General features: G+C 51.2%; 19 protein-coding genes. 4 read left to right on the plus strand and 15 right to left on the minus strand.

All coding sequences use genetic code 11. From position 1 onward, the window contains the following. Positions 1 to 267: 267 nt before the first annotated feature. From BQ7367_RS02500 to BQ7367_RS02520, 5 genes are all read right to left on the minus strand, one after another. Entirely contained in the window at positions 268 to 1,119 is an 852-nt protein-coding gene (locus tag BQ7367_RS02500) for an aldo/keto reductase (RefSeq protein ID WP_072524059.1), read from the minus strand. Positions 1,120 to 1,158: 39 nt separating this feature from the next. Then, complete coding sequence (locus tag BQ7367_RS02505) at positions 1,159 to 2,235, minus strand: alpha/beta hydrolase (protein ID WP_235837526.1); 1,077 nt, start codon at positions 2,233 to 2,235, stop codon at positions 1,159 to 1,161. Between the two features lie 91 nt (positions 2,236 to 2,326). Beyond that, positions 2,327 to 2,944: a flavodoxin family protein gene (locus tag BQ7367_RS02510; RefSeq protein WP_072524060.1), complete on the minus strand. Its 618-nt coding sequence runs from the start codon at positions 2,942 to 2,944 to the stop codon at positions 2,327 to 2,329. An 81-nt stretch (positions 2,945 to 3,025) separates the two neighbouring features. Beyond that, positions 3,026 to 3,823 (minus strand): EFR1 family ferrodoxin, encoded by a 798-nt coding sequence (locus BQ7367_RS02515; protein ID WP_072524061.1) that lies wholly within the window; start codon positions 3,821 to 3,823, stop codon positions 3,026 to 3,028. Positions 3,824 to 3,843: 20 nt separating this feature from the next. Continuing rightward, positions 3,844 to 4,695: an aldo/keto reductase gene (locus BQ7367_RS02520; protein ID WP_072524062.1), complete on the minus strand. Its 852-nt coding sequence runs from the start codon at positions 4,693 to 4,695 to the stop codon at positions 3,844 to 3,846. 127 nt (positions 4,696 to 4,822) lie between these two features. On the opposite strand from BQ7367_RS02520, the gene BQ7367_RS02525 reads away from it, so the two are divergent. Continuing rightward, a complete protein-coding gene (locus BQ7367_RS02525) occupies positions 4,823 to 5,656 on the plus strand; it encodes a LysR family transcriptional regulator (RefSeq protein WP_072524063.1) in 834 nt (277 codons plus the stop codon). A gap of 99 nt (positions 5,657 to 5,755) precedes the next feature. Next, on the plus strand, positions 5,756 to 6,787 hold the full coding sequence (locus BQ7367_RS02530; protein ID WP_072524064.1) for a 3-deoxy-7-phosphoheptulonate synthase: 1,032 nt from the start codon (positions 5,756 to 5,758) through the stop codon (positions 6,785 to 6,787). A gap of 118 nt (positions 6,788 to 6,905) precedes the next feature. Here the strand turns inward: BQ7367_RS02530 and BQ7367_RS02535 are convergent, their stop codons facing one another. The 9 genes from BQ7367_RS02535 to BQ7367_RS02575 form a co-directional block, all read right to left on the minus strand. Beyond that, positions 6,906 to 7,919: an aldo/keto reductase gene (locus BQ7367_RS02535; protein WP_072524065.1), complete on the minus strand. Its 1,014-nt coding sequence runs from the start codon at positions 7,917 to 7,919 to the stop codon at positions 6,906 to 6,908. 78 nt (positions 7,920 to 7,997) lie between these two features. Next, a complete protein-coding gene (locus tag BQ7367_RS02540) occupies positions 7,998 to 8,534 on the minus strand; it encodes a flavodoxin family protein (RefSeq protein WP_072524066.1) in 537 nt (178 codons plus the stop codon). 12 nt (positions 8,535 to 8,546) lie between these two features. Continuing rightward, the gene (locus BQ7367_RS02545; RefSeq protein WP_072524067.1) at positions 8,547 to 9,713 is read right to left on the minus strand and encodes an iron-containing alcohol dehydrogenase; all 1,167 of its coding nucleotides are present in this window, start codon (positions 9,711 to 9,713) and stop codon (positions 8,547 to 8,549) included. Between the two features lie 107 nt (positions 9,714 to 9,820). Further along, on the minus strand, positions 9,821 to 10,726 hold the full coding sequence (locus BQ7367_RS02550) for a LysR family transcriptional regulator (RefSeq protein WP_072524068.1): 906 nt from the start codon (positions 10,724 to 10,726) through the stop codon (positions 9,821 to 9,823). Between the two features lie 115 nt (positions 10,727 to 10,841). Next, positions 10,842 to 11,729, minus strand: coding sequence for a prolyl oligopeptidase family serine peptidase (locus tag BQ7367_RS02555; RefSeq protein ID WP_072524069.1), 888 nt, complete (start codon positions 11,727 to 11,729; stop codon positions 10,842 to 10,844). Positions 11,730 to 11,790: 61 nt separating this feature from the next. Next, positions 11,791 to 13,155, minus strand: coding sequence for an MATE family efflux transporter (locus tag BQ7367_RS02560; RefSeq protein ID WP_072524070.1), 1,365 nt, complete (start codon positions 13,153 to 13,155; stop codon positions 11,791 to 11,793). 14 nt (positions 13,156 to 13,169) lie between these two features. Then, positions 13,170 to 14,315 (minus strand): iron-containing alcohol dehydrogenase, encoded by a 1,146-nt coding sequence (locus tag BQ7367_RS02565; RefSeq protein WP_072524071.1) that lies wholly within the window; start codon positions 14,313 to 14,315, stop codon positions 13,170 to 13,172. Between the two features lie 191 nt (positions 14,316 to 14,506). Continuing rightward, positions 14,507 to 16,003 (minus strand): beta-barrel domain-containing protein, encoded by a 1,497-nt coding sequence (locus tag BQ7367_RS02570; protein ID WP_143142942.1) that lies wholly within the window; start codon positions 16,001 to 16,003, stop codon positions 14,507 to 14,509. Continuing rightward, on the minus strand, positions 16,000 to 18,198 hold the full coding sequence (locus BQ7367_RS02575) for a peptidase domain-containing ABC transporter (RefSeq protein ID WP_072524073.1): 2,199 nt from the start codon (positions 18,196 to 18,198) through the stop codon (positions 16,000 to 16,002). The genes BQ7367_RS02570 and BQ7367_RS02575 overlap by 4 nt, the downstream gene beginning before the upstream one ends. A 349-nt stretch (positions 18,199 to 18,547) precedes the next feature. Here BQ7367_RS02575 and BQ7367_RS02580 point away from each other — a divergent pair, with 349 nt between their 5' ends. Continuing rightward, a complete protein-coding gene (locus BQ7367_RS02580) occupies positions 18,548 to 19,816 on the plus strand; it encodes a sensor histidine kinase (protein WP_072524074.1) in 1,269 nt (422 codons plus the stop codon). A 120-nt stretch (positions 19,817 to 19,936) separates the two neighbouring features. Beyond that, entirely contained in the window at positions 19,937 to 20,719 is a 783-nt protein-coding gene (locus tag BQ7367_RS02585; RefSeq protein WP_072524075.1) for a LytR/AlgR family response regulator transcription factor, read from the plus strand. On the opposite strand, the gene hydF is transcribed toward BQ7367_RS02585, so the two are convergent. After that, on the minus strand, positions 20,673 to 21,908 hold the full coding sequence (gene hydF / locus BQ7367_RS02590; RefSeq protein WP_072524076.1) for a [FeFe] hydrogenase H-cluster maturation GTPase HydF: 1,236 nt from the start codon (positions 21,906 to 21,908) through the stop codon (positions 20,673 to 20,675). The two genes, BQ7367_RS02585 and hydF, sit on opposite strands and share 47 nt — an antisense overlap. Positions 21,909 to 21,931: the final 23 nt, after the last annotated feature.

Genomic DNA, 21,931 nt, shown 5'->3' on the forward strand with positions numbered 1-21,931 from the left:
TACCTCCAATCCGAAGACAGGACAAGGATAGTATACTGGGAAAAAAGCAAAAAGAAACCATGAAGTTACAACTGCAACTCCATGGCTCATATGCCTTGTAATTCTAACTGCAACAACCTATGTTGCAATTAATTTTTCAATTAATCATTGCGCATCCTTCATTCTTATCCGCATATAATATCACCGCTTTATATGCAGATATAATTAATGCGGCCGGGTTTCCGCCTTTCGTGGAAATCCGGCCGCATTGCCTGTCTTTTTTCCTTTTTAATCGTGGATCCGGTATGCCCTGAGAAGGTTCTCTCCCACTCCCGGCGCTTCCGGATCATGAGTCCCCTTCCCGGTATCCAGGGCTCTCATCTCTTCCATCTCGCCTTCCGTCAGTTCAAAATCATCCAGCCGGATATTTCCGGCAATCCTCTCCGGATTTGTGGATTTCGGGAGAATGATCTGTCCGTCCTGAACCTCAAAGCGCAGGATGATCTGTCCGGCATTTTTTCCGTACTTTTCCGCCAGTTTCAGGATGACCGGATCTGAAAGAAGCTTCGGATCACCGTGTCCCAGCGGGAAATATGCCTCGATCTTCACCTGATCTTTTTCCAGCAGCGCACGCAGCTCTCTCTGCTGAAAGAAGGGGTTGCATTCCACCTGATTTACAGCAGGGACCGTCTCAAACTGAGGAACATACTGGTTCCAGATCTTCGGCGTCATATTGCTCACTCCGATGGATCTCAGTTTCCCCTCTGCCTTCGCCTCTTCCAGCGCCTTCCAGGCCCCTGCCACATCGCCGTAAGGCTGGTGCAGAAGATATAAGTCGATATAGTCCGTGCCCAGATTGGCAAGAGAAGTCTCGATCCCTTTTTTCGCTGCCTCATATCCGTAATCCTGCAGCCACAGTTTACTGGTGATAAAGATCTCGCTCCGGCTGATCCCGCTGTCTTTTACCGCTCTTCCCACATCTGATTCATTCATGTAGGCAGCCGCTGTATCAATGTGGCGGTACCCTGCCTTTAACGCCTCTGATACTGCGTCGTAAGTCGGTCCGTCACTGGGGATCTGAAAAACGCCGAATCCCACTGCCGGTATGCTGTTTCCGTCATTTAATCTTACATTTAACATCTTGTCTTCCTCCTGTATTATTTCTAAAATTATTCCCATTTATTTCATATTTCTCTCCCAGAAGCTGACCGCATGATCGATCCATCCTTCTGCCACAGTCCCTTCCCCAAGTCCGAAGCCGTGGCGCAGTCCGTCAAACACTTCAATCTCTGCATCCGTTCCGTTGTCCCGGATCCGGCTGACATAGCGTTCCATGGACTGCCAGGAAGCGATCCCGTCGCTGGTCCCCACGCAGGCATAAGTGGGAGGTTCATTTCCTGTCACATCGGACAGGCCTGTATACTGCATAATGACTGCCGCGGGTGCCGGATACTCCCGTTCTCCAAAAGATTCTGTCCCGTAGGATCCAAGCCAGGCCGCCATGCGCGCTCCCGCGGAGCCTCCCCACAGAGAATAATCGGTCATGTCGATCTTCAGCTCTTCCGCATGCTCATGGAGAAAGGCGATCGCCCTTGCCAGGTCTTCACATGCCGTGTCCGCTCCGGGCCGGTAGATCAGGGCAAAGGCATTGTATCCCCGGCGGGAGAGCTCCAGCGCCTGCGGAAAACTGTCATGCATGGCTGCCACATAGACAAAACCGCCGCCCGCATTTACGACTGCAGTCTTCTGCCCCGGATCTCCCCGGAAAAAGAACAGCCCGGTATCTTCCTTGTCCGGATCTTCGGCTTTTTCTTCATCTGTGTAGATGTCATAGAATATCTGCTCGCCGGCAGATGCCTGATCCTTCAGATAATTAGCGATTCCCACGGTCCGCTCCGGATTTACATTGTTGTACCATGTCAGGATCCGCCCCACGTCTTTAAGCTCCAGGTTTCCGTCTATGGACCGGTCCGCCGGAAAGATCAGTCTTCCATGATCTCCGAAGACCGGATCATTGATTACATCCACCACTCTTGTATCCGGTGTATACTCCTGCGCACTGCCTGTGTTTTCCATGTCTGTCATCTCTTCATCCACATTCCCTGTACTTTCCGTCTCCTGTCCGGATGCCCCGGACGGGGTCCTCTCTGCTGTCTGTCCGCCGCATCCTGAGAGCAGGAATATGGCAGACAGAAACACTGCAAGGATCAGAAAAACCGACTTCATGCTCTCTCCTGTCTTTCTCTGTCCATCCATTGATCGCCGCCTCCTTCTCTCCCGCCGCGGCCGCGTGTCAGCCTGCTGCCCCGGCTGTACTACTTCAGGGCCGCCCCGGCTTCCCGGATCATTAACGGATAAAATTGGTTCTCTCGAACGGCTCTTTTTCCGGGAGCCCGTACTCTTTCTTCCCGAGTTCTACCGCTCTCATAAGAAACGCCATATTTCTTGCCAGCGTACGCATGCCCTGCAGTCCCTCGGCATCTCCCACGGCCTCGCCGATCTCCCTGCCGTGTATGCTGTTCCAGTACTGTCCGGAAGCCACCGGCATCCCGCAGATCGTAAAATATTTATTCAGCTCATCGAATGTTGAGGACAATCCCCCTCTTCTGGCCAAGGTAACGCACGCGCCGACTTTCATGGTTTTATCGAACGGCGTACTGTAAAACAGCCGGTCGAGGAAAGAGACCAGGGTTCCGTTGGCCGACGCGAAATAGACCGGGCTTCCGATGACCAGTCCGTCACATTCTTCGAATTTGGGAGCAGTCTTATTGACACAGTCTTCAAAAACACATTTCCCTCTTTCCGCGCAGACACGGCATCCGTTACAGCCGCGGATGGCCTTGTTTCCCACCTGAATGATCTCACTTTCAATTCCTTCCTGTGTGAAGATTTTCTCCATTTCTTTCAGCGCGATATACGTATTCCCCTCCTTATGAGGGCTTCCATTGATCATCAATACCTTCATGTTCATCCTCCTGTAGATCTTTCCTGTCGTCTTTATTATAAATTGAGGCTCTGTGAAACAGTAGCCTCAATTAGTTTTTCACTATATACCTCTGGGTTTGTACAGTTCCGGATGCTGATCATTGGCGTTTACGATCTCTGTCAGCCGGATATGGCTGTTATGGTACCTGGCCTGCGGATTCTTTTCCGGAGTGTTCAGGCGGATGGCGTTCTGCGGGCAGTGGTGAATGCATGCCATGCACATCTGGCAGTTTTCCATTGTGTAGACCGCTCTCTGTCCTTCCAGACGGATACAGCCTGCCGGGCAGACTCTCGTGCAGATCCCGCAGCCGATACAGTCCTCTGTCACTCTGTATATATGGCTCCACAGATCATCCGGCAGCAACTTCTGCGCTTCCAGATACTTTCTGTGCCACTCCCGGTCTTCTTCACCGGCCGGCTGTATCCACCGCCGCCGTCCGGCGATGTCTCTTCTGATCCTGTCGATCTGCTCTTCCACTCTTTTCTCCGGTTCTGAACCCATCTGCTCTTCCATGTCAAACGCAGGCAGAAAATTATCGGCCATCTTCAGAGTATTGATATAGTCCGCTCTTTTCCCGGCGGCCCTTAATTCTCTTTCCGCCAGGGACGCCGCCCCGCCGTGGAAATTTCCAAAAGTCAGGACCAGGTACAGATAATCCGTGCAAAACTTTGCCTCTTTTAGAAAATCTTTCACCATGGAAGGCATCTCATGCCCGTATACCGGGCAGACGATGCCGATCGTGTCCGCTTCATAAGTCTGATCTTTTCTGTGGATGGCCTGAGGTATGCTTACCACTTCGGCGTCCAGCTGCTTTGCGGCATACAGGCTGTTCCCCGTCCCTGTAAAATAAAAGATCATCCGTAGACCCTCCTGCCGGCTCAGTCATGAACTTTCATACTGTGCAGCATTTTTACAAATTCCGGATCGTCATGGTTGACGATCTCACTGTGACCAAGATCCAGCTTCACGATCTCGGCCATATCCTTCTCGCTGAGTTTAAAATCCCAGATATTCATGTTCTGTTCCATCCGGTCTTTGTGTACGGATTTCGGGATTACGGCCACGCCTCTCTGTACATTCCAGCGAAGGGCCACCTGTGCGGCACTCTTGCCATACTTCTCTCCGATCTTCGTCAGAACAGGATGGGTGAAGATTCCATGATTTCCCTCCGCGAACGGTCCCCAGGCCTCCGGGCACACCCCGTATTCTTTCATCAATGCCAGGGCGTCCTCCTGCTGGAAAAACGGATGGAGCTCTACCTGGTTCACCGCCGGTGTGACTTCAACCGTCTCACAGAGATCCGCCAGCCGGGCCGGGTAAAAATTACATACTCCGATGGCACGCAGTTTTCCTTCTCTGTACGCTTCCTCCATCGCCCGGTATGCGCCGATATAATCGCCCATAGGCTGATGGATCAGATACAGATCCAGATACTCCAGTCCCAGTTTGTCCAGAGAGGTCTGGATTGCCTGTTTCGCTTCTTCATACCCTGCGTCCTGTACCCACAGTTTTGTAGTGATGAACAGCTCTTCCCGGGGCACGCCGCACTTCGCGACGGCTCTTCCGACAGCTTCCTCATTCATATAGGCCGCTGCCGTATCGATCAGCCGGCAGCCGCCGGCGATCGCATCCAGCACAGCCTGCTCACACTGCGCGGGATCCGGCACCTGAAACACTCCAAAACCTTCCATCGGCATCTCGATTCCATTATTTAAAGTTACATATTCCATGATCTCGTCCTCCTCTTTCTTTTTTCTCCTCTAAATTATAAAAAAGCCAATTGAAAATGTACAATATGAATGTCGCATTGTGCTATACTGTATATGAATAGTAAATTTCAGAAAGGTGGATCCCTCAATGACAGAACTGTATCAGCTGGAGCAGCTTGCCGCGTTTGCCCGGTACGGCACCTTGTCCAGGGCCGCGGAAGAACTCCACATGTCCCAGCCCACACTCACGCGCTCTATGCAGAAACTGGAATCTGATTTCCGTGTTTCTCTCTTCCGGCGCACGAAAAACCGGCTGGAATTCAATGAAAACGGAAAGCTGGCGGCAGAATACGCCGTAAAGATACTGGAACAGACGGAGGATATGCTGGACCGTGTCCGCGCACTGGACCGGGCCAGCCGTACGATCTCCATCGGTTCCTGCGCGCCCATGCCCATGATCACAGCAGTCCGGAACGCGGCCCGGCTGTATCCGGACAAGACCATCTCTTCCGAGTGCAAAGACTGCCTGCCTCTGGAAGAAGGATTGAGAAACAGACTCTATCAGATCATCATCCTCCCCTATGAGCCGGAGGATAATGATCTGTACTGGCAGGAGGCTGAAACAGAAAAACTGTACTTTGCCCTTCCGCCTACCCATCGTTTTGCGGACCGTGACGGTCTGTACATGGAGGAAATGGACGGAGAAAATATGCTCCTTTATTCGGATATCGGTTTCTGGTACAGCCTTCCCCATCAGAAGATGCCCCACTCCCGGTTCCTGGTACAGACGGAACGCTTTGCCCTGAATGAACTTATCGCTTCCTCTGTCCTTCCCTGCTTTGTTTCTGACATTACGATAGCAACAGACGGCGCGCCGGAAAACCGGGTCGTCGTCCCTGTCCTGGATCCGGAGGCGTCCGTTACTTATTACACGGTCTGCGCCAGAAGTGAATTCCCAAAAGTAAAAAAATTGTTTACATGACTCGAAAAAATGTCGACAGCTCGATCACCGTATATTATAATCTATTTGTTGTTTTGGATTTCAGCTGACAGTTAAGCTGACAGATAGGAGAATGATATTATGAGTTTTACATTTATCAGACAGCTTCCTTCTCCGGACGAGATCAAAAAACAGACACCCCTGTCCGAAGAACTGAAGCAAAGAAAAGAAGAACGTGACCGGCTGATCCAGGATGTGATTACAGGAAATTCTGATAAATTTCTTGTAATCGTAGGCCCATGTTCTGCCGATAACGAGGATGCCGTCTGTGAATATATCGGGCGGCTGGCCCGGGTTCAGGAGAAAGTGGCGGACCGTCTTGTGCTGGTTCCCCGCATTTATACGAACAAACCCCGCACAACCGGAGAAGGTTACAAAGGAATGCTCCATCAGCCGGATCCAGAGGCAAAACCGGATGTTCTGGCCGGGATCCTGGCCATCCGGCACATGCATATGCGTTCCATCCAGGAGACCGGCCTGACCGCCGCGGATGAGATGCTCTACCCGGATAACTACCATTACCTCTCGGACGTTCTCTCTTACGTAGCCATCGGCGCCCGTTCTGTTGAAAACCAGGAACACCGGCTCATGGTCAGCGGACTGGATGTCCCGGCAGGCATGAAGAATCCTACCAGCGGAGATTTCACGGTGATGCTGAATTCAGTGGTGGCGGCCCAGCACGGCCATGATTTTATTTCCCGGGGCTGGGAAGTCCGCACGAAAGGCAATCCTCTGACCCATACCATCCTGAGAGGCGCGGTCAACAAGCATGGAAACACGATCCCCAACTACCATTATGAGGATCTTCAGCTTCTTCTGGAAATGTATGAAAAACGGGATCTGAAAAACCCGGCAGTAATCGTTGACGCCAACCATTCCAACTCGGGCAAACAGTTTGAACAACAGATCCGTATTGTAAAGGAAGTTCTCCACAGCCGCCGGGTCTCCCCGGATATCCAGAAGCTGGTCAAAGGGGTCATGATCGAAAGTTATCTGGTAGAAGGCTGCCAGGAGATCGGTCCCGACCATGTATACGGGAAATCCATCACGGATCCCTGCCTGGGATGGGAGGATACAGAAGAGCTTCTGTACACCATTGCGGAACAGTGCTGATCGCCCGGCGCTGCCTCCATGTGATACATTGTTATACGTTATACGTTTCTCACCAGTCCGGCCAGGTTCTCCACCACGGCCGGATCCCGGTGGTCAAAGAAGCAGTTCCTTCCCGATTTTACTTTTCATCCTGCTCTCTCTTGATCTTCGATCCACCGAACACTTCTGACATGGGTACCGTATCCAGCATCCGGTCAATCTCTCTTACTTCCTGCTCTGACAGCTCTACATCCGCCGCCTGGGCGTTCTCGATCAGCCGGCCGTACTTCCGTGTCCCCGGGATCGGCACGATCCACGATTTCTTCGCCATCATCCAGGCCAGAGAAATCTGGGCAGGTGTGGCGTTTTTATTGTCCGCCATTTCTTTCAGACGCCGGATCAGCTCCTCGTTTTTGTCAAAAGCCTCCGGAGTAAACTGGGGCATCGCGCTGCGGTAATCTGTTCCCTTCTCGAATTTTGAATCTTTATGATACTGTGCGCTCAGAAGTCCGTTGGCCAGCGGGGAAAAGGCCACAAATCCGATCTGGAGCTCTTCCAGTACCGGGAACAGAGATTCATAATCTCTGTACATCATAGAATAACGGTTCTGCACCGCCGTCACCGGACACACACTGTGCGCGCGTCTCAGCGTCTCTTCGTCCGCCTCCGAGATTCCCCAGTGGGTGATCTTTCCCGCGTCCATCAGCTCCTTCATGGCTCCCGCTGTCTCCTCGATGGGTACGCTCCGGTCGATCCTGTGAATGTAGTACAGATCCAGACGGTCCGTGCGGAGCCGTTTCAGAGATCCGTCGATAGCTTCTTTGATGGTCTCCGGTCTGCCGTCCGGGATCAGCGGCTTGTTCACTGCGTCTGAAGTCTCGTCAAACCGGATTCCGCATTTAGATACAAGGACGATGTGGTTCCGGTACGGCGCCAGCGCCTCTCCCAGAAGTTCTTCGTTGTCATGAGGATTCTCGGGCGTGCCGTAGACCTCCGCTGTGTCAAAAAAGGTATAGCCTCTGTCCACAGCCTCAGAAAGCAGCTCTTTCATCTCTTTTTTGTCCGCCGCAGGGCCATAGGCATGGCTCATCCCCATACAGCCCAGTCCCACCGCCGACACTTCCAGATCTTTTCCTAAAATACGCCTTTTCATGCTGTTCTTCGCCTCTTTCTTCCATATTTTCTGTTTCTCATGCCCCGCCCTGATCCGGGGCCTGACATCATCGGATATCTATCGGATCTTCCGGCCGTCTTCGTAGGCTCTCAGATATGCCGGCGTGTCTTCCACCTCACCCTTCTGGTAGACGCCTTCCCCGTAGATCTCATCCCGTACTTTTGCACCGGGCAGACAGTCGGTAAAGCCTCTCAGGGCATCCATCGTCCGCTCCATAAGATGTTCTCCCGCCGCGGCAGTAGCGATAAAATAGACATCTTTATTGCGAATCTCTGTGTATCGCGGCAGTGTGCGGTCAATCATGGTCTTCAACTGTCCATCCATCGAATAGAAGTAGACCGGCGTTGCCAGCACCAGGACGTCTGCTTCCACCATCTTGTCCAGCAACTCTTTCATATCGTCCTTCTGAACACACGTCTTCGTGCCCCTGCATCCGTAACAGGCCATACAGTGTCCGATCTTCAGCTCCCTAAGAGCAACCTTTTCCACGGTGTTCCCCGCTTCCTCGTCCCCCTTCTGAAACTGATCACAGAGAAGATCTGAATTTCCTCCCTTCCTCGGGCTTGCAGATATAATCAGTACTTTTTTGCTCATTTTTCTGTCCTCCTAAAACACTTCCTGAAATATTTCGAGGATTTCATCCGGATCCAGTCTCCGGTAGCTGCCCGGAGAATAATGGCAGGACCCGGCGATCTCCCCAAGTTCCTTCCGGTCTTTTATTCCCAGTCCCCGCAGATCCGCGGGCAGGCCGATCTCCCGGATAAATCCTTCCAGAGCGTCGACCCCGGCCAGGGCCAGCTCCTCCTCTGACTTCCCCTCCGCCGGAATCTCCCACACATTCCGGGCAAACCTGGCAAACTTCTCCAGGCCGTCTTTGTAAATGTGCCGGTAATAGGCCGGATGAAGAACAGCCACCGCCTGTCCGTGGTTGCAGTCTGTATAAGCTCCCAGCTGATGCGCCATCAGGTGGCACGCGAAATCGCATTTCTTTCCCAGCTTGATCAGCCGGTTCTCAGACAGGGCAGACTCCCATAAAAGATTGCTCCTGGCCGTGTAATCTCCGGGATTTTTCATAGCCAGCCTGATATTCAGGATCACATTCCTCATCAGAGCCTCGGTGATCTCATCCGAAACATTCTGTTCATCCGGTTCGCTGAAATAAGTCTCCATCATATGGGAAAGGCTGTCAAATGCCCCCGACGCCAGCTGCCTGCGCGGCACGCTGAACGTATACGCAGGATCCAGCAGAGCAAACAGAGGATTGCACGCAGGATAGTCATATCCGGTCTTGATCTTCTGATTCTCGTTGGTAATGACCGCCGCGCCGTTGCACTCGCTCCCCGTCCCTGCCGTGGTGGCGATCACGCCCAGGGGTACCGGGCGGAAATCAATGATCCCCCTCCTGGCCCAGTAGTTTTCCCAGGGATCCCCTTCACAGCGGGCTGCCAGGGACACTGCCTTGCAGCAGTCCATGACGGAGCCACCGCCGATCCCCAGGATCAGCTCCACCTTGTTTTCCCGGGCAAGCTCCGCTCCTTCCAGGACTTTCCTGTAAGTGGGGTTGGGCATGATCCCGGGAAATTCCACCACATTTTTCCCTTCTTTCATAAGAATGTTGAGGATCTCGTCGTAGATCCCGTTCTTCTTCAAAGACCCCTGGCCGCAGGCCATCATGACCGTGTCATAATCTTTGACCAGACAGGTGAGAAATTCCTTCACACAGCCCTTTCCGAAATAAACTTTTGTCTGATTCTCGTATATAAAATTATTCATTTCCAGTAAAACCCCTTGTATCTGTATTGCCTGTCTCTATTATAAAAAAAAGAGACTCTCCACAGAAGTCTCCTTTAGTTTCTCAGTTAATACCTTTTGCTTTATACTCAATTTCCCTGTCCCATCCCGGCTGTCTTCTTCATCGCTTTTAGAAATCTCTTCACCAGATCTGACGGTTCCCTGGAATAAAGGATACCGTAAGGGATCGTATATTTCCACTCCACAGGAATGATCTTCAGCAGCGGATGGGCGTCTTTCCAGTTCTCCACCACCATCAGGATGTCATCGCTGTTCTCACACTGATTGAAGATTTCCATACTGTAAATATCAAAATCCACCACATGGATCCTCGGATGGTTCTTCCAGATATCATCCCGCAGTTCATCCACATAGTTGCTCCATCCCCTGTGCATCATAAGCAGGTTCTCATCGTACAGATCCTGATAGGTCAGGATCTCCTTCTCCGCCAGGCGGTGGGTGGCGGACACGGCGCAGCAGATCCTCTGTCTGGAGAGTTCCATCCCTGAGCACTGCCGGAGCTTCAGCATGGTCTCGTCAAAAATCCCGGCCACCACATCGATATTGCTGCCCAGATTTTTCAGGATCTCTCTTGCGCTCTCCAGGCTGTTCATAAAAGGAACCATCTGCAGCCTGATATCCGGATATTCCTTCTGCACTTTCGCCCATTCCTGCACGAGAGGCGCCGCGGGAGTCATCGGAGAGATCCCGACCCGGATCAGGTTGTCCTTCTCTTCCATGGCCTTTCTCGCCCGCTCCACCGATTCTTTACAGTACTGGATGATGTATCTTGCGTCTTTATACAGAGATTTTCCCGCCTCTGTCAGCGCAAGCCCCCGGTGCGTCCGGATGAACAGCTTCAGATCAAGATCTTTTTCCAGGAGATTGATCTGTTTCGTGACAGCGGGCGGAGTGATGTAAAGGGCTTCTGCCGCTTTGTTAAAGCTTCCCAGATCTGCCACAACGATAAAAGTCTCAAGCTGCAGGTTGTACATGGATCCGTCTCCTCCTTTTATCCGTTCTGTTTTATCTATGATTAAAACTATAATTCAGCCTTTTTTATCTGTCAATACGGATAAAACAGGAGCCGCGCCCACCGGATCTGGGCTGTCATTTCCCGAACAGCCAGCCCATGATCTCTTCGTCGGCGGCAAACAGACTGCCTCCGCCGTGCTGGACAGTGATCCCTCTGCTTTCAAAATAGTCCGCGTCTTTCACGTCCAGCACCAGGATCCGGTCGATCTGTTCGTCAGACAGCCCCTCTTCCCGGTACATGTCCCGCAGAGTCTCATAGGCCTCCCGGGTAGGACCGGAGCCGTAATACTCATCGTCCTGGCCGATCACAAAGTATACCGGCGTCCGGCTCTGAACCACCGGTTTATAGTCTCCGTCCCACTGAGAACTGCACTGAAGATAAGCGGTGAAAAGTTCCGGCCTTTTCCCCATTACCCGGGACATCGTCTCTCCTCCGCCGGAATATCCTTCCGCGTACACTCTGGAACTGTCAATGTTATAGTTTCCCAGAAAATACTCCACAAGCGCGATGGTCTGATCCGCCGAGGTCTCGCCCCAGTCGGAAAGCTGCGGAGCCACAATGATCATATCCTCCACATAATGCTGCGCCTCGAACCCGAAGTTCTCACTGTACAGGTTCTCGCCCACTCCCTGGAAATACAGCCCCTCATATCCGGGCAGAGTAAAGAACAGGGCATAGGGTTCACTCCCGTCATAGCTCTCCGGGACATAGAGATTATAGTGGATCTCTCCGTCGTTTTCAGAATGCAGTACATTGTCAAGGATAAATCCCCGGTATTCTTCGGTCCCCTCTGTCACGGAGGTGGTCCCCTCTGCCACAGCATCGGCCCCCTCTGTTTTTTCTGATCTTTCCGTTCTGTCTGTATCTGCTTCTGTGTAAGTCATCCTGTCTTCTCTGTTTCCGCATCCTGTCAGAGCCAGGATCATCCCCGTCAGCAGACAGCAGATTATTTTCTTCTTCATATCCTTCTGATCACCTCGTTCTTCTTCTGATCATCCCGTTTCTGTCCGCCACAGGGGGCTCCTAACCGTCTTTTAGTGCCTGCGGCTGCTTCAGCCGCCTCCATGTATGCATGTACATTCCGAAGGAGACCGGAAGCATGATCACCTCCACCAGAAGCTGCGTCCAGATCATACCGTAAAGGCCCACCGTCAGATCCATCACGATAAGCAGCGGGATATTCAGAAGACCCTGCCTGCTGAAGGTAAGGATCGCGGACTGGGTCCCTTTTCCCATGGCCTGAAGGGTATAGCTGATCAGAAAGTTGACTGCCGTCAGCGGCACCGCCAGACACGCGATCCGCAGGAAGCTTGCTCCCAGCGTGCTGGTCTGGGCCTCCGGGATGAAAAGATGCAGGATCTGCGGCGCAAATATGGCAAAACATGCCACAAAGCAGGCCGACATGATGATTGCGGCCTTCCAGGAGAAGAAAGAAACCGAACGCATCCTCTTATAATTCCCTGACGCATAGTTATAGCCCACCAGAGGCATGAACCCCTGGCACAGCCCCATGGAAACATTTAACGGGAACTGGTCGATCCGCTTGACGATGCCATAGGCCGCCACAGGGATATCTCCGTAACCCGAGGACAGCTTCACAATCACCATGTTGGAAGCGTTCCCCAGCGCGGTTGCCAGAGCAGAGACCAGTCCCACGGAAAAAATCTGCCCGGTAAACCGGAACGTAAAATACTTTGGAAACAGGGAAACGGACGTCCGCTCCCCAAGACGTGCGTACATGATCACAAAAAAGACCACCGAAGCCAGGTTTGAAAACGCCGTTGCTATGGCCGCGCCGGCCACGCCGAGCTGAAACCCGAAGATCAGCACAGGGTCCAGCGCCACATTCAGGATGCCGCCGAACATCATCCCCCCGCTTGCCGGCCGGGCATGGCCTTCGCTTCTCAGCAGATGCCCCAGAGTCAGGCTGAGCATGGTCGGGACGCCGCCCAGCACTACGACCCAGTTCAGATAACTCTCTGCATACTCATACGTATCCGGACTTGCCCCGAGGGACTCGAGAAGAGGGGTCCGGAACGCAAACGTCAGCACAGAGAAGAGAAGTGTCGTCACTGCGCCGCCCCATACGCTGAACGCGGAGACATTCTTGACATTCTTATGGTCCTGCCTTCCCAGCATCCTGGAGATCAGGCTGCCTCCGCCCAGCCCGAACAGATTGCCCAGAGCCGTGAGCAGGTTGAACCATGGGGATACCAGGGATACTGCCGCCACCATATAAGGGTTTCCGATCTGCCCCACGAAAAAGGTGTCCGCCAGATTATAGATCATGGTCACTGCCTGGCTGATGATCGTGGGGACTGCCAGTGTGGCGACAGCCCTCGGCACCGGCATGGTTTCAAAAAGTTCTTTTTCCGATACTTCACTCATTCCAGTTCACCGGCTTACATACATTCCATCAGAATGTCATAGATCTCGTCCCGGCTCAGTTCTCTGGGCCCGCACTTGATCACATTGCAGGTGTCCGCCACCTTTCTCAAAAGCTCCGGCGTGATCTCCGTTTTTGACCTGAGCTCTCCCATCTTTGTGGGAAGTCCGCATTCTTTGATAAAGTCTGCCAGCGCTTCCACCGCTTTTTCCGCAGTATCCACGCCGAATACCTCTTTCCCGAGTCTGGCGAACTTCTCTTCCGCGTCTTTTACGACATGGCGGTAGTACGCCGGATGGATGACCGCCAGTCCCTGTCCATGGTTGCAGTCCGTATAGGCTCCCAGCTGATGCTCAAGCTGGTGTGCCTGGAAGTCCGTCACCCTGCCGACTTTCAGGATCCCGTTCTCTGCCATAGCGGAATCCCACATCAGGTTCCCTCTTGCCTGCATATCATTGATATTTCCCATCAGACGCCTCATATTTACGACTGTGTTGCGCATGATCGCAAGAGCCACATCGTCCGACACATTGTCCTGATCTGAATTCCCGAAATAGGTTTCCATCGCGTGGCTCAGTGTATCGAACGCGCCCGAGATCACCTGCATTCTCGGGACGGAGGCGGTATATGCCGGATCCAAGATGGCAAACCGGGGCGCCGCGGCAGCCATTCCCGCCTTGACCACTTTCTCCTCATTGGTGATCACCGCTCCTCCGTTCATCTCTGCTCCGGTACCTGACGCAGTGACGATGGCCCCCATGGGAAGGATCTCCGTGGGGAACTGATGCTCCGTCATCTCCATCTCCCAGAGATCCCGGTCCGTCTTCGCCTGTGCCGCCACGATCTTACAGCAGTCAACGACAGAGCCGCCTCCCACCGCAAGGATAAAATCGATGTCCTCTTTTTTGGCCAGTTCCGCTCCCTCCTGCACTTTTGCATAAGTGGGGTTGGACATGATACCGGAAAAATCCGTCACTGTTTTCCCCGCATCCTCAAGGATTTTTTTCACCTCATCGTAGATCCCGTTCTTCTTGACAGAGCCGCCGCCATAGGCCAGCATAACGTTCGGTCCATAGCCGGATACAGCCGCTGCCAGGTGTTCTTTCGCCGCTCCTTCTCCAAAATAAACCTTCGTCGCGTACTCATAAACAAATTTCTGCATGGTAACCCTCTCCTTTCCTGTCTGTAATCATTATAAGCCGCTTTGTATTCTGATTGAAGAAACAATAAGTTCCAGTGTATATACCCTGAGGTTTCTGCCTTTCTCCTCTATAACCAAAAAAGAAAGGAGCCCGTCCTTTCCTGGGTATACCTTTCTAAGACCAGCTCCTCTTATACTATCTCCCTATTCCCTCATTCATCTACCAGATCGATCTTCTCCAGCAAATATTCCAGTACACTCTTTTCCCCCGTCACCAGTTTGGCCCTCACTGCCATTCCCTGTATAAATTCCGGATCCTCTTTCCCGGCCGTTCCGCCCCGGGCAGTGATCGTAGCTTCCACCTCATAATAACCTGTTCCGGTCTCACTGTTGACCTTGATATCCCTGGACACAGAAGTTACTTCGCCTTCAAAAACGCCGTAGCCGCCTGTCTGAGGATACGAAGCCACTTCATATCTTACCTTCTGCCCCTCACGCACAGATCCAATATCCTGATTTTCCACATAGATCACTGTCTGGAATGTGCCTTCCCCTTCCGGAACGATGCTCCCGATCTGTTCTCCGGCAGACACATGGTCGCCTGCCGTCTTTTCCGCACTCAGGTTCAGGTAGCCATCGGCCTGGGCTTTTACGTCACATTCCCCAATCCTTGTTTGAATCGTCTCCAGTGTCTCTTTATATTCTCTCTCCCGTCCCTCATATGTGTTGATCTCTGTATTGACAGCATTTTTTTCATTATTCACGATCTGTTCTGTGCCAAGTTCCAGAGATCCGTTATTCAGACCCTTTAAATTTCCGGCGGTCTCATTCCGGGTTGTCTGCAGTGATTCCAGATTGCTTCGGATCGATGCCAGTGACTGTTCCGCGGACGCGGCAGCCTCTGTCTCGAGCTGACTTAAGGCCAGCGCTTTCTGGTTTTCCAGTTCAGCGATCTTATCACGATTGTCCGATGTCTCCTGGGAATTTTCCAGTTCAGCGATCTGCATATCATACTGTCTGGCGGTATAGTTATATTGATCAATATACCCCTGTACGGCAGTGTAATAATATACTTCATCCGGGCTGAAACTGTTCGTCCGATTACGCATATCAGAAAGCATACGATCCAGCTTTGTTTCCTGATCTGTCAGATCCGCGATCGAACTGTCGATGCCTGCCAGGCTGTTCTGGTACTGTGTCTGCTGAGCATCCGCGTCTGCATACAGGATGTCCCGGCTGATATTGACAGCCGCAAGCTTTGTCCGGAATTCTTCATAATAGATATTATCTCTTTGCTGTTCCAGCGCACCCGCTCCGCCGTCCAGCTCCTGATAATACGCCTCCAGGATCTTCAGACGCTGACTGATATTCTCCAGTTCGACAGCGCAGCTTTCCTCCTGCCTCTTAAGTTCCGAGGAATCGATCGAGAATATGACCTGTCCTTCTGTCACATATTCCCCATCCTGCGCGTCCCACGAAAGAACATTCCCGTCTGTCAGATTTGTGATCGTGGCCGTCGCCCGGCTGTTTCTTATGATACCGTCCGCGCGCGTCACCACATCGATGTGAAACAGCCCCATCCAGGCAAGCGCCAGAACCAGGATCCCCGCAAGTGTCCAGATCAGTACCGCGAAAACCGGGCTTGGCCTTTCCTCGTATACCTCTGTGCTGTCAGACATCTCGTCCATCCTAATTACAACCGGGTTCACAGTTTTTCACCTCCCAGGGACTGGTGCTTTACAAGCTCCGCGTACTTCCCGCCCATTTTCTTCAGCTCTTCGTGAGTCCCTGACTCAATGATCCTTCCTCTGTCCATTACATAGATCCGGTCACAGTTTTTAATCGTGCTGAGTCTGTGGGCGATAAATATCGTCGTCATGTCCTTTGAAAACTCCCGGATCGTATCATCCAGCGCCTGTTCCGTCACGGCATCCAGGTTGCTGGTGGCCTCGTCCAGGATCAGCACGTCCGGTCTTCTCAGCATGGCTCTGGCAATTGCCAGGCGCTGCCGCTGGCCCCCGGAAAGATTCGCGCCGTTTTCCTCCAGACGTGTCTCATAGCGCAGAGGCATCTCATTGATGAATGTATGAGCCTGTGCTTTTTTCGCGGCATCCACCACATCTTCCATAACCGGATGGTCGATCCCAAGCGTCAGATTTTCATAAATACTTCCGCTGAACAGGAAGGTTTCCTGCGGGATATAGGCGATCCGTTCCCGCAGTGTTTCAATCCGGATATCCTCTATGTTGTTTCCGTCTATCAGGATCTCGCCTCTTTCTGCCTGATAGAGGTGAAGAAAAAGTTTTGCCAGGGTCGTCTTTCCGGAACCGCTTTCACCGACAAATGCCACATTTTCTCCTTTTCGGATCGTCAGGCTCACATCCTGAAGAACCAGCTCTCTCGTGCCGTACCGGAAATCAATATGTTTCAGTTCAATGTCCCCGGCAATGCTCTCCGGATGCATCTTCCGCCTCTCGTCATCCCCCTTCTCCGCCTCCAGGTCCAGGATCTCTCCCAAACGGTCTGCCGCCACTACCGCGGTCTGCATCTGAGGCTGGAGATCGATCAGGTTTTTCACCGGATCCAGGAAATACACCAGCAGAGACTGGAAGGTGATCAGCTGTCCCATCGTAAGCGTGCCATGTATCACATCCACGCCGCCAACCCACAGGATCACGATCCCTCCGACCAGCTCTACAAATACTTTCAGGGCATTCTGCATGTTTCCTATAAAATTAAGTCGGAATACACTTTTCAACAGTTTTACGAACCGGGTCTCCGTCTCATAATTTGCTTTTCGTTCCGCATTAAAGGCTTTCACCGTCTGCATTCCGTTCAGAGACTCTACAAGATAAGAGGTGAGCTGAGCATTGTCCTCCATCTGGTTCCGGTTCCATTTATCATAACTCTTTCGGAACCCGGCTACGATCACCCCATACAGAACTGCCATGATCACCGCGATCCCGAACATCTTTGCGTTCTGCATATACAGGACAACCGCTCCGCCTGCTGCCATCAGCGTATCGATCATGATCGTAAGCGTCGCTCCGGAGATCGCGTCTCTTACATTGGACGCGTCGGTGAACCTTGATATGATCTCACCGATCTTCCTGCTGCCAAAGAAGTTCATGGGCAGTTCCAGGATATGCCTGTAGTACCCCAGGAGCAAAGCGATGTCCAGCTTCTGGCTCAGATACAGCAGCAGATGCGATCGCACGGCATCCAGGATCACTTTAAAAATATTCAGAAAAATAACGCCTGCCGACAACGTCGTAAGCGTTCGAAGCAGCCCGTCCGGCAGGATATCATCCATCAGAGCCTTATAGTAGAATGCTCCCGCAATTCCGAGTACGGTATAAATAAGAGACGCCGCAAAGATATTCAGCAGAAGCTTTTTCTGGGGCCGAAGCAGATAAAAAAACCGCTGAAACAGTCCCTTTGTCTCATCGCCTTTTACAAAGTCTGCCGCTTTTACCAGCAGGATCAGCACTCCTGTCCATCGATATTCGGAAGGTTCGCCGGACCTGGATTTTTCTCCGAAGAATTCTCCCGGAGTCAGTCTGACGATGCCGCTGGCCGGATCCGCGATAATAATCTCTTTCTTAGTGATCTTATGGATCACGACATAATGCATAAGACTTCCGCGGACCACGACATGAGCGATACAGGGCAACGGGAATTTAGAAAAAAACGCTTTCTTATCACCCTTGACGGCTTGGGAGGAGAAACCAAGCTGCTCCGCCGCCCTGATCATCCCATAGGCATTTGTCCCCTGCTTGTCTGTTCCTGCAATTTCCCGGATTCTGGATATCGGTATCTTATAACCGTTCTGTTTTGCAATTGTAGCCAGACAAGCCGCACCACAATCAGTTATGTCATGCTGCTTTACACAGTAGTATCTCATAACTTTCCCGCCATGTTTCTTTTTCTTTTGTCTGAGCGGCACTTTTATACAAAACCTGGAACAGCGCCCTCATCTGTCGATTATTTGAACAGGCCGATAAACCATTCGAGCACAGCCCCTCTGCCCAGCTTCGCTCCGCCTGTACATTTATATAGTTCTTTTTCTGATAGTCTTTTCCACATATTTTCCACCTCCGTACCTTTGTTATATCTTGAGTGAACCTCTTTCAGGTCGAAAAGTCAACATACTTGTGGTATTCGGTCGCTTAATCGTGCTATTTGGGGAAAATCAAGCTTTTCTTTCTTCCCGTTTCTTATTATAATTAAATCCAACGAGGAGGATTACATACATGAACAGTTTGTTCCGCATATACATGGATCTTCTGGGAAATACCATCGATACCTTTTTGTTTTTCCGGTTCGCAGACAATACTTTATCCCATAAGATCAAAAATGAATACAAATTCATACTGCTCTGCGTTTATGCGGTATACTCCCTGCCTCCTGACGCGCCTTACTCCACATTTATCAGCCTTGCCGTAAATCTTGTTTTTCTGCTCGTCTCGGCATGGCCTGACTGGAAAAGATCCCTCTCTGTTCTCATAAAATATACCGTATACAGTTATATCAGCATGTTCCTGATCCTGTTTCTCCATTCATTGGCTTTTAATGATTATACAACCCTTTTTTCTTCGGATATTTATGAACAGTATAAACTGATCATTGTACTGTTCCTCAGCTACGTCGCTTATGTACTGTATACAAACTACAGACAGAACCGCCGGATCCGCTCCCAGTATTATCTTTATTTCAGCATAATTATCGGAGCCGTTTGTCTGCTGGTCAGTTATTCCACCCTTTATATCTGCCGCAGAGAACCGTCATCTCACATGCTGCCTCTGCTTTTTACAACACTGATCATCCTGATCCTTTTGTGCATCTCGCTCTATGACAGATTTCTTGAACTTATTGCCGAGAATGCCAACTATAAAATTCAGGTAAAGATCAACCGTCTGCAGGAAAATTATGCTCTGCAGATAGAAGAAAATCTGAAAAATCTCCGTTCTCTCCGGCATGATATAAAGAATCATCTGATCATTATTGACGGATACGCGTCACAGAAAAGGTTTGATAAGATACATGAGTATATTCAAAAAATCGGGGAACATTTCAATGATACCGCGCCGATCCAGACCCCGTCCACTTCACTTTCCGCCATCCTGAGTGAAAAAATGACTCTGGCACGGCAGCAAAAAATCGCCTGTGAGATCACATGCAGCCTTCCTTATCTGAAAATTGACGATTTTACAATGATCACGATTCTTGGCAATCTGCTTGACAACGCGATCTGTGCCGCCTCTAAATGTACCGACGGATGGATCAAGGCCGCTCTTTTACAGGAGTCATCCGTTCTTCTGATCACAGTAGACAACAGTCACGCGGAGGAAATCCAGGAAAAGGACGGAACCTTTATCACCACAAAATCCGGGCGGTCAGAAGCCCATGGGATCGGTATTAAAAATGTCCGCAGAGCAGTAAACAATCTGAATGGACAGATGGAGATCAGTTATACGGAAAATGTATTTCATGTCAATATCATACTGCCCAACTACAGCTGAAGCCAGAATATTCCATCCGGTGCCGAATATCACCGTTTGGTCGCCAAATGTCACATGCTGATTGCGGTTCCTTAAAGGACATGGTAGCATAATCTGAGACAATAGAAAGGGATGATATTAATGCCAAATATCAGAGTTGCCGTCTGCGACGATGAGGAATTTTATCGGGAAGAGCTTTCAAAACTGATCGTAATCTACGGAAATGAAACAGGGCATCCTCTTTCACCTGACATATGGGACAGTGCGTCTGCTCTCCTTGACGCGGTAAAAAGCGGGGAGAAAGAATACGACATGATCTTTCTTGATATCGAAATGCCGGAGCTCTCCGGTATGGAGGCGGCGGAAGAGCTCCGTAAAATGGAAAAGCACGTGACTCTCTGCTTTGTGACCAGCCACATCAATTACGCATACAACGCCTATCTTATCGATGCTGACGGATATGTACACAAACCGATCCAGTATCTGGACGTAAAAAGGCTGATGGAGAAAGCTGAAATGCAGCTCTGCTACCGTATCAGCGTGGAACAGGCGGAGAAACGCTATCTGGAAATCAAATCCGGACGCAGGAACGCCATTGTCGATTTAAATAAGGTAGTTTATATCGAAAAACGCAGGAATCAGTGTATCTTTCACTGCACCGACGGGGAACAGATCTGTTATGATACACTGAAAAATATTTATAAACGCCTGGATCAGGAACGTTTTGTCTATATCCATCAGGGATTTATCGCAAATTACACCCATATCAAAGAGGTGCAAAACGACCGTGTCTGCTTCGGCTCCGGCATGGAAGCTCCTTTAAGCCGCCGGTACTACCCCCGTATCCACGGCTGGTATACAGACAAATTAAACCGGATCATAGCAGAGCACAGACCTCCGGGAATGGCTCCACGCTCCTCTTAAGGATTCCTTTCATATAAGCGATCAGGATCCCGTAATTGGTCACAGGGATCCCCTGATCCCCGGCACAGCTTAAGCGGTATTTCATTTCCCGTTCATTTAGCATACAGCCGCCGCAGTGAACGATCAGCTTATACTTTGTCAGATCATCCGGGAATTCTGTTCCGGAGGTAGTTTCAATTTGGATATCCTTTCCGGTATATTCTCTGATCCAGCGCGGCAGCTTCACCGTGCCGATATCGTCACACTGCCGGTGATGGGTACAGCCCTCGCTGATCAGGATCGTATCACCGTCTTTTAACGTATCCAGCGTGGTCACCCCTTTTACGACCGTCTCCAGATCCCCTTTATATCTTGCAAACAGAATAGAAAAGGAAGTAAGAAGAATATCTTCCGGGGTATCTGCGGCCACTTTTTCAAAAGCCTGACTGTCCGTGATCACGATCTTCGGTTTATGTTTAAATTCCCCCAGAACCTTCTTCAGCTCTGTTTCCTTGACTACTGCGGAGACCGCGTCCGCCTCCAGAATATCCCGGATCGTCTGCTGCTGGGGAAGGATGAGTCTGCCTTTGGGAGCGGCTTTGTCGATAGGCACCACAAGTACTGCGATATCTGAGGGCTTAAGCAGGTCACGGACGATATACCGCTCCGGTTCTTTTACATCGGCCGCCGCGGCAATTTTTTCTTTCAACGCGCAGATTCCCTCTCCGGTAGCCGCGCTTACACAAAGGAGCTGCTCTTCTCCCTTATTTTCCCCTCTCAGCTCTTCCCCTGTTTTCTTCAGCACATCCGGGGCAGCCAGCTCCATCTTATTCAAAGCGATCACATAAGGGATCTTCTTTTCCCGGATCCTCTCCAGAAGGGCTTTATCCTCCCGGGCCGCTCCGGTACATCCGTCGATGATAAGAACTGCTATATCTGTTTTGTTTAATACCTGATAACTCTTTCTGACACGGAGAGCGCCCAGCTCTCCTTCGTCGTCAATCCCGGGAGTATCCATCATAACCACCGGTCCCAGCGGAAGAAGCTCCATGGATTTGTACACCGGGTCTGTTGTGGTCCCCCGTACATCGGATACGACCGCGATATCCTGTCCTGTTACCGCGTTCATAACACTGGATTTCCCGGCGTTTCGTCTGCCGAAAAACCCGATATGCACCCGTTCGGATGTCGGTGTCTGGTTCATGCTCATAATTCATCCCTCCATTGATCTGA

Source organism: Clostridium sp. Marseille-P3244 (assembly GCF_900120155.1).
Lineage (GTDB): Bacteria > Bacillota > Clostridia > Lachnospirales > Lachnospiraceae > Mediterraneibacter.

Coding starts and splice junctions, on each gene's coding strand:
- BQ7367_RS02500 (WP_072524059.1), bottom strand. CDS start 1,119: ATGTTAAATGTAAGATTAAATGACGGAAACAGCATACCGGCAGTGGGA.
- BQ7367_RS02505 (WP_235837526.1), bottom strand. CDS start 2,235: ATGGATGGACAGAGAAAGACAGGAGAGAGCATGAAGTCGGTTTTTCTG.
- BQ7367_RS02510 (WP_072524060.1), bottom strand. CDS start 2,944: ATGAAGGTATTGATGATCAATGGAAGCCCTCATAAGGAGGGGAATACG.
- BQ7367_RS02515 (WP_072524061.1), bottom strand. CDS start 3,823: ATGATCTTTTATTTTACAGGGACGGGGAACAGCCTGTATGCCGCAAAG.
- BQ7367_RS02520 (WP_072524062.1), bottom strand. CDS start 4,695: ATGGAATATGTAACTTTAAATAATGGAATCGAGATGCCGATGGAAGGT.
- BQ7367_RS02525 (WP_072524063.1), top strand. CDS start 4,823: ATGACAGAACTGTATCAGCTGGAGCAGCTTGCCGCGTTTGCCCGGTAC.
- BQ7367_RS02530 (WP_072524064.1), top strand. CDS start 5,756: ATGAGTTTTACATTTATCAGACAGCTTCCTTCTCCGGACGAGATCAAA.
- BQ7367_RS02535 (WP_072524065.1), bottom strand. CDS start 7,919: ATGAAAAGGCGTATTTTAGGAAAAGATCTGGAAGTGTCGGCGGTGGGA.
- BQ7367_RS02540 (WP_072524066.1), bottom strand. CDS start 8,534: ATGAGCAAAAAAGTACTGATTATATCTGCAAGCCCGAGGAAGGGAGGA.
- BQ7367_RS02545 (WP_072524067.1), bottom strand. CDS start 9,713: ATGAATAATTTTATATACGAGAATCAGACAAAAGTTTATTTCGGAAAG.
- BQ7367_RS02550 (WP_072524068.1), bottom strand. CDS start 10,726: ATGTACAACCTGCAGCTTGAGACTTTTATCGTTGTGGCAGATCTGGGA.
- BQ7367_RS02555 (WP_072524069.1), bottom strand. CDS start 11,729: ATGAAGAAGAAAATAATCTGCTGTCTGCTGACGGGGATGATCCTGGCT.
- BQ7367_RS02560 (WP_072524070.1), bottom strand. CDS start 13,155: ATGAGTGAAGTATCGGAAAAAGAACTTTTTGAAACCATGCCGGTGCCG.
- BQ7367_RS02565 (WP_072524071.1), bottom strand. CDS start 14,315: ATGCAGAAATTTGTTTATGAGTACGCGACGAAGGTTTATTTTGGAGAA.
- BQ7367_RS02575 (WP_072524073.1), bottom strand. CDS start 18,198: ATGAGATACTACTGTGTAAAGCAGCATGACATAACTGATTGTGGTGCG.
- BQ7367_RS02580 (WP_072524074.1), top strand. CDS start 18,548: ATGAACAGTTTGTTCCGCATATACATGGATCTTCTGGGAAATACCATC.
- BQ7367_RS02585 (WP_072524075.1), top strand. CDS start 19,937: ATGCCAAATATCAGAGTTGCCGTCTGCGACGATGAGGAATTTTATCGG.
- hydF (WP_072524076.1), bottom strand. CDS start 21,908: ATGAGCATGAACCAGACACCGACATCCGAACGGGTGCATATCGGGTTT.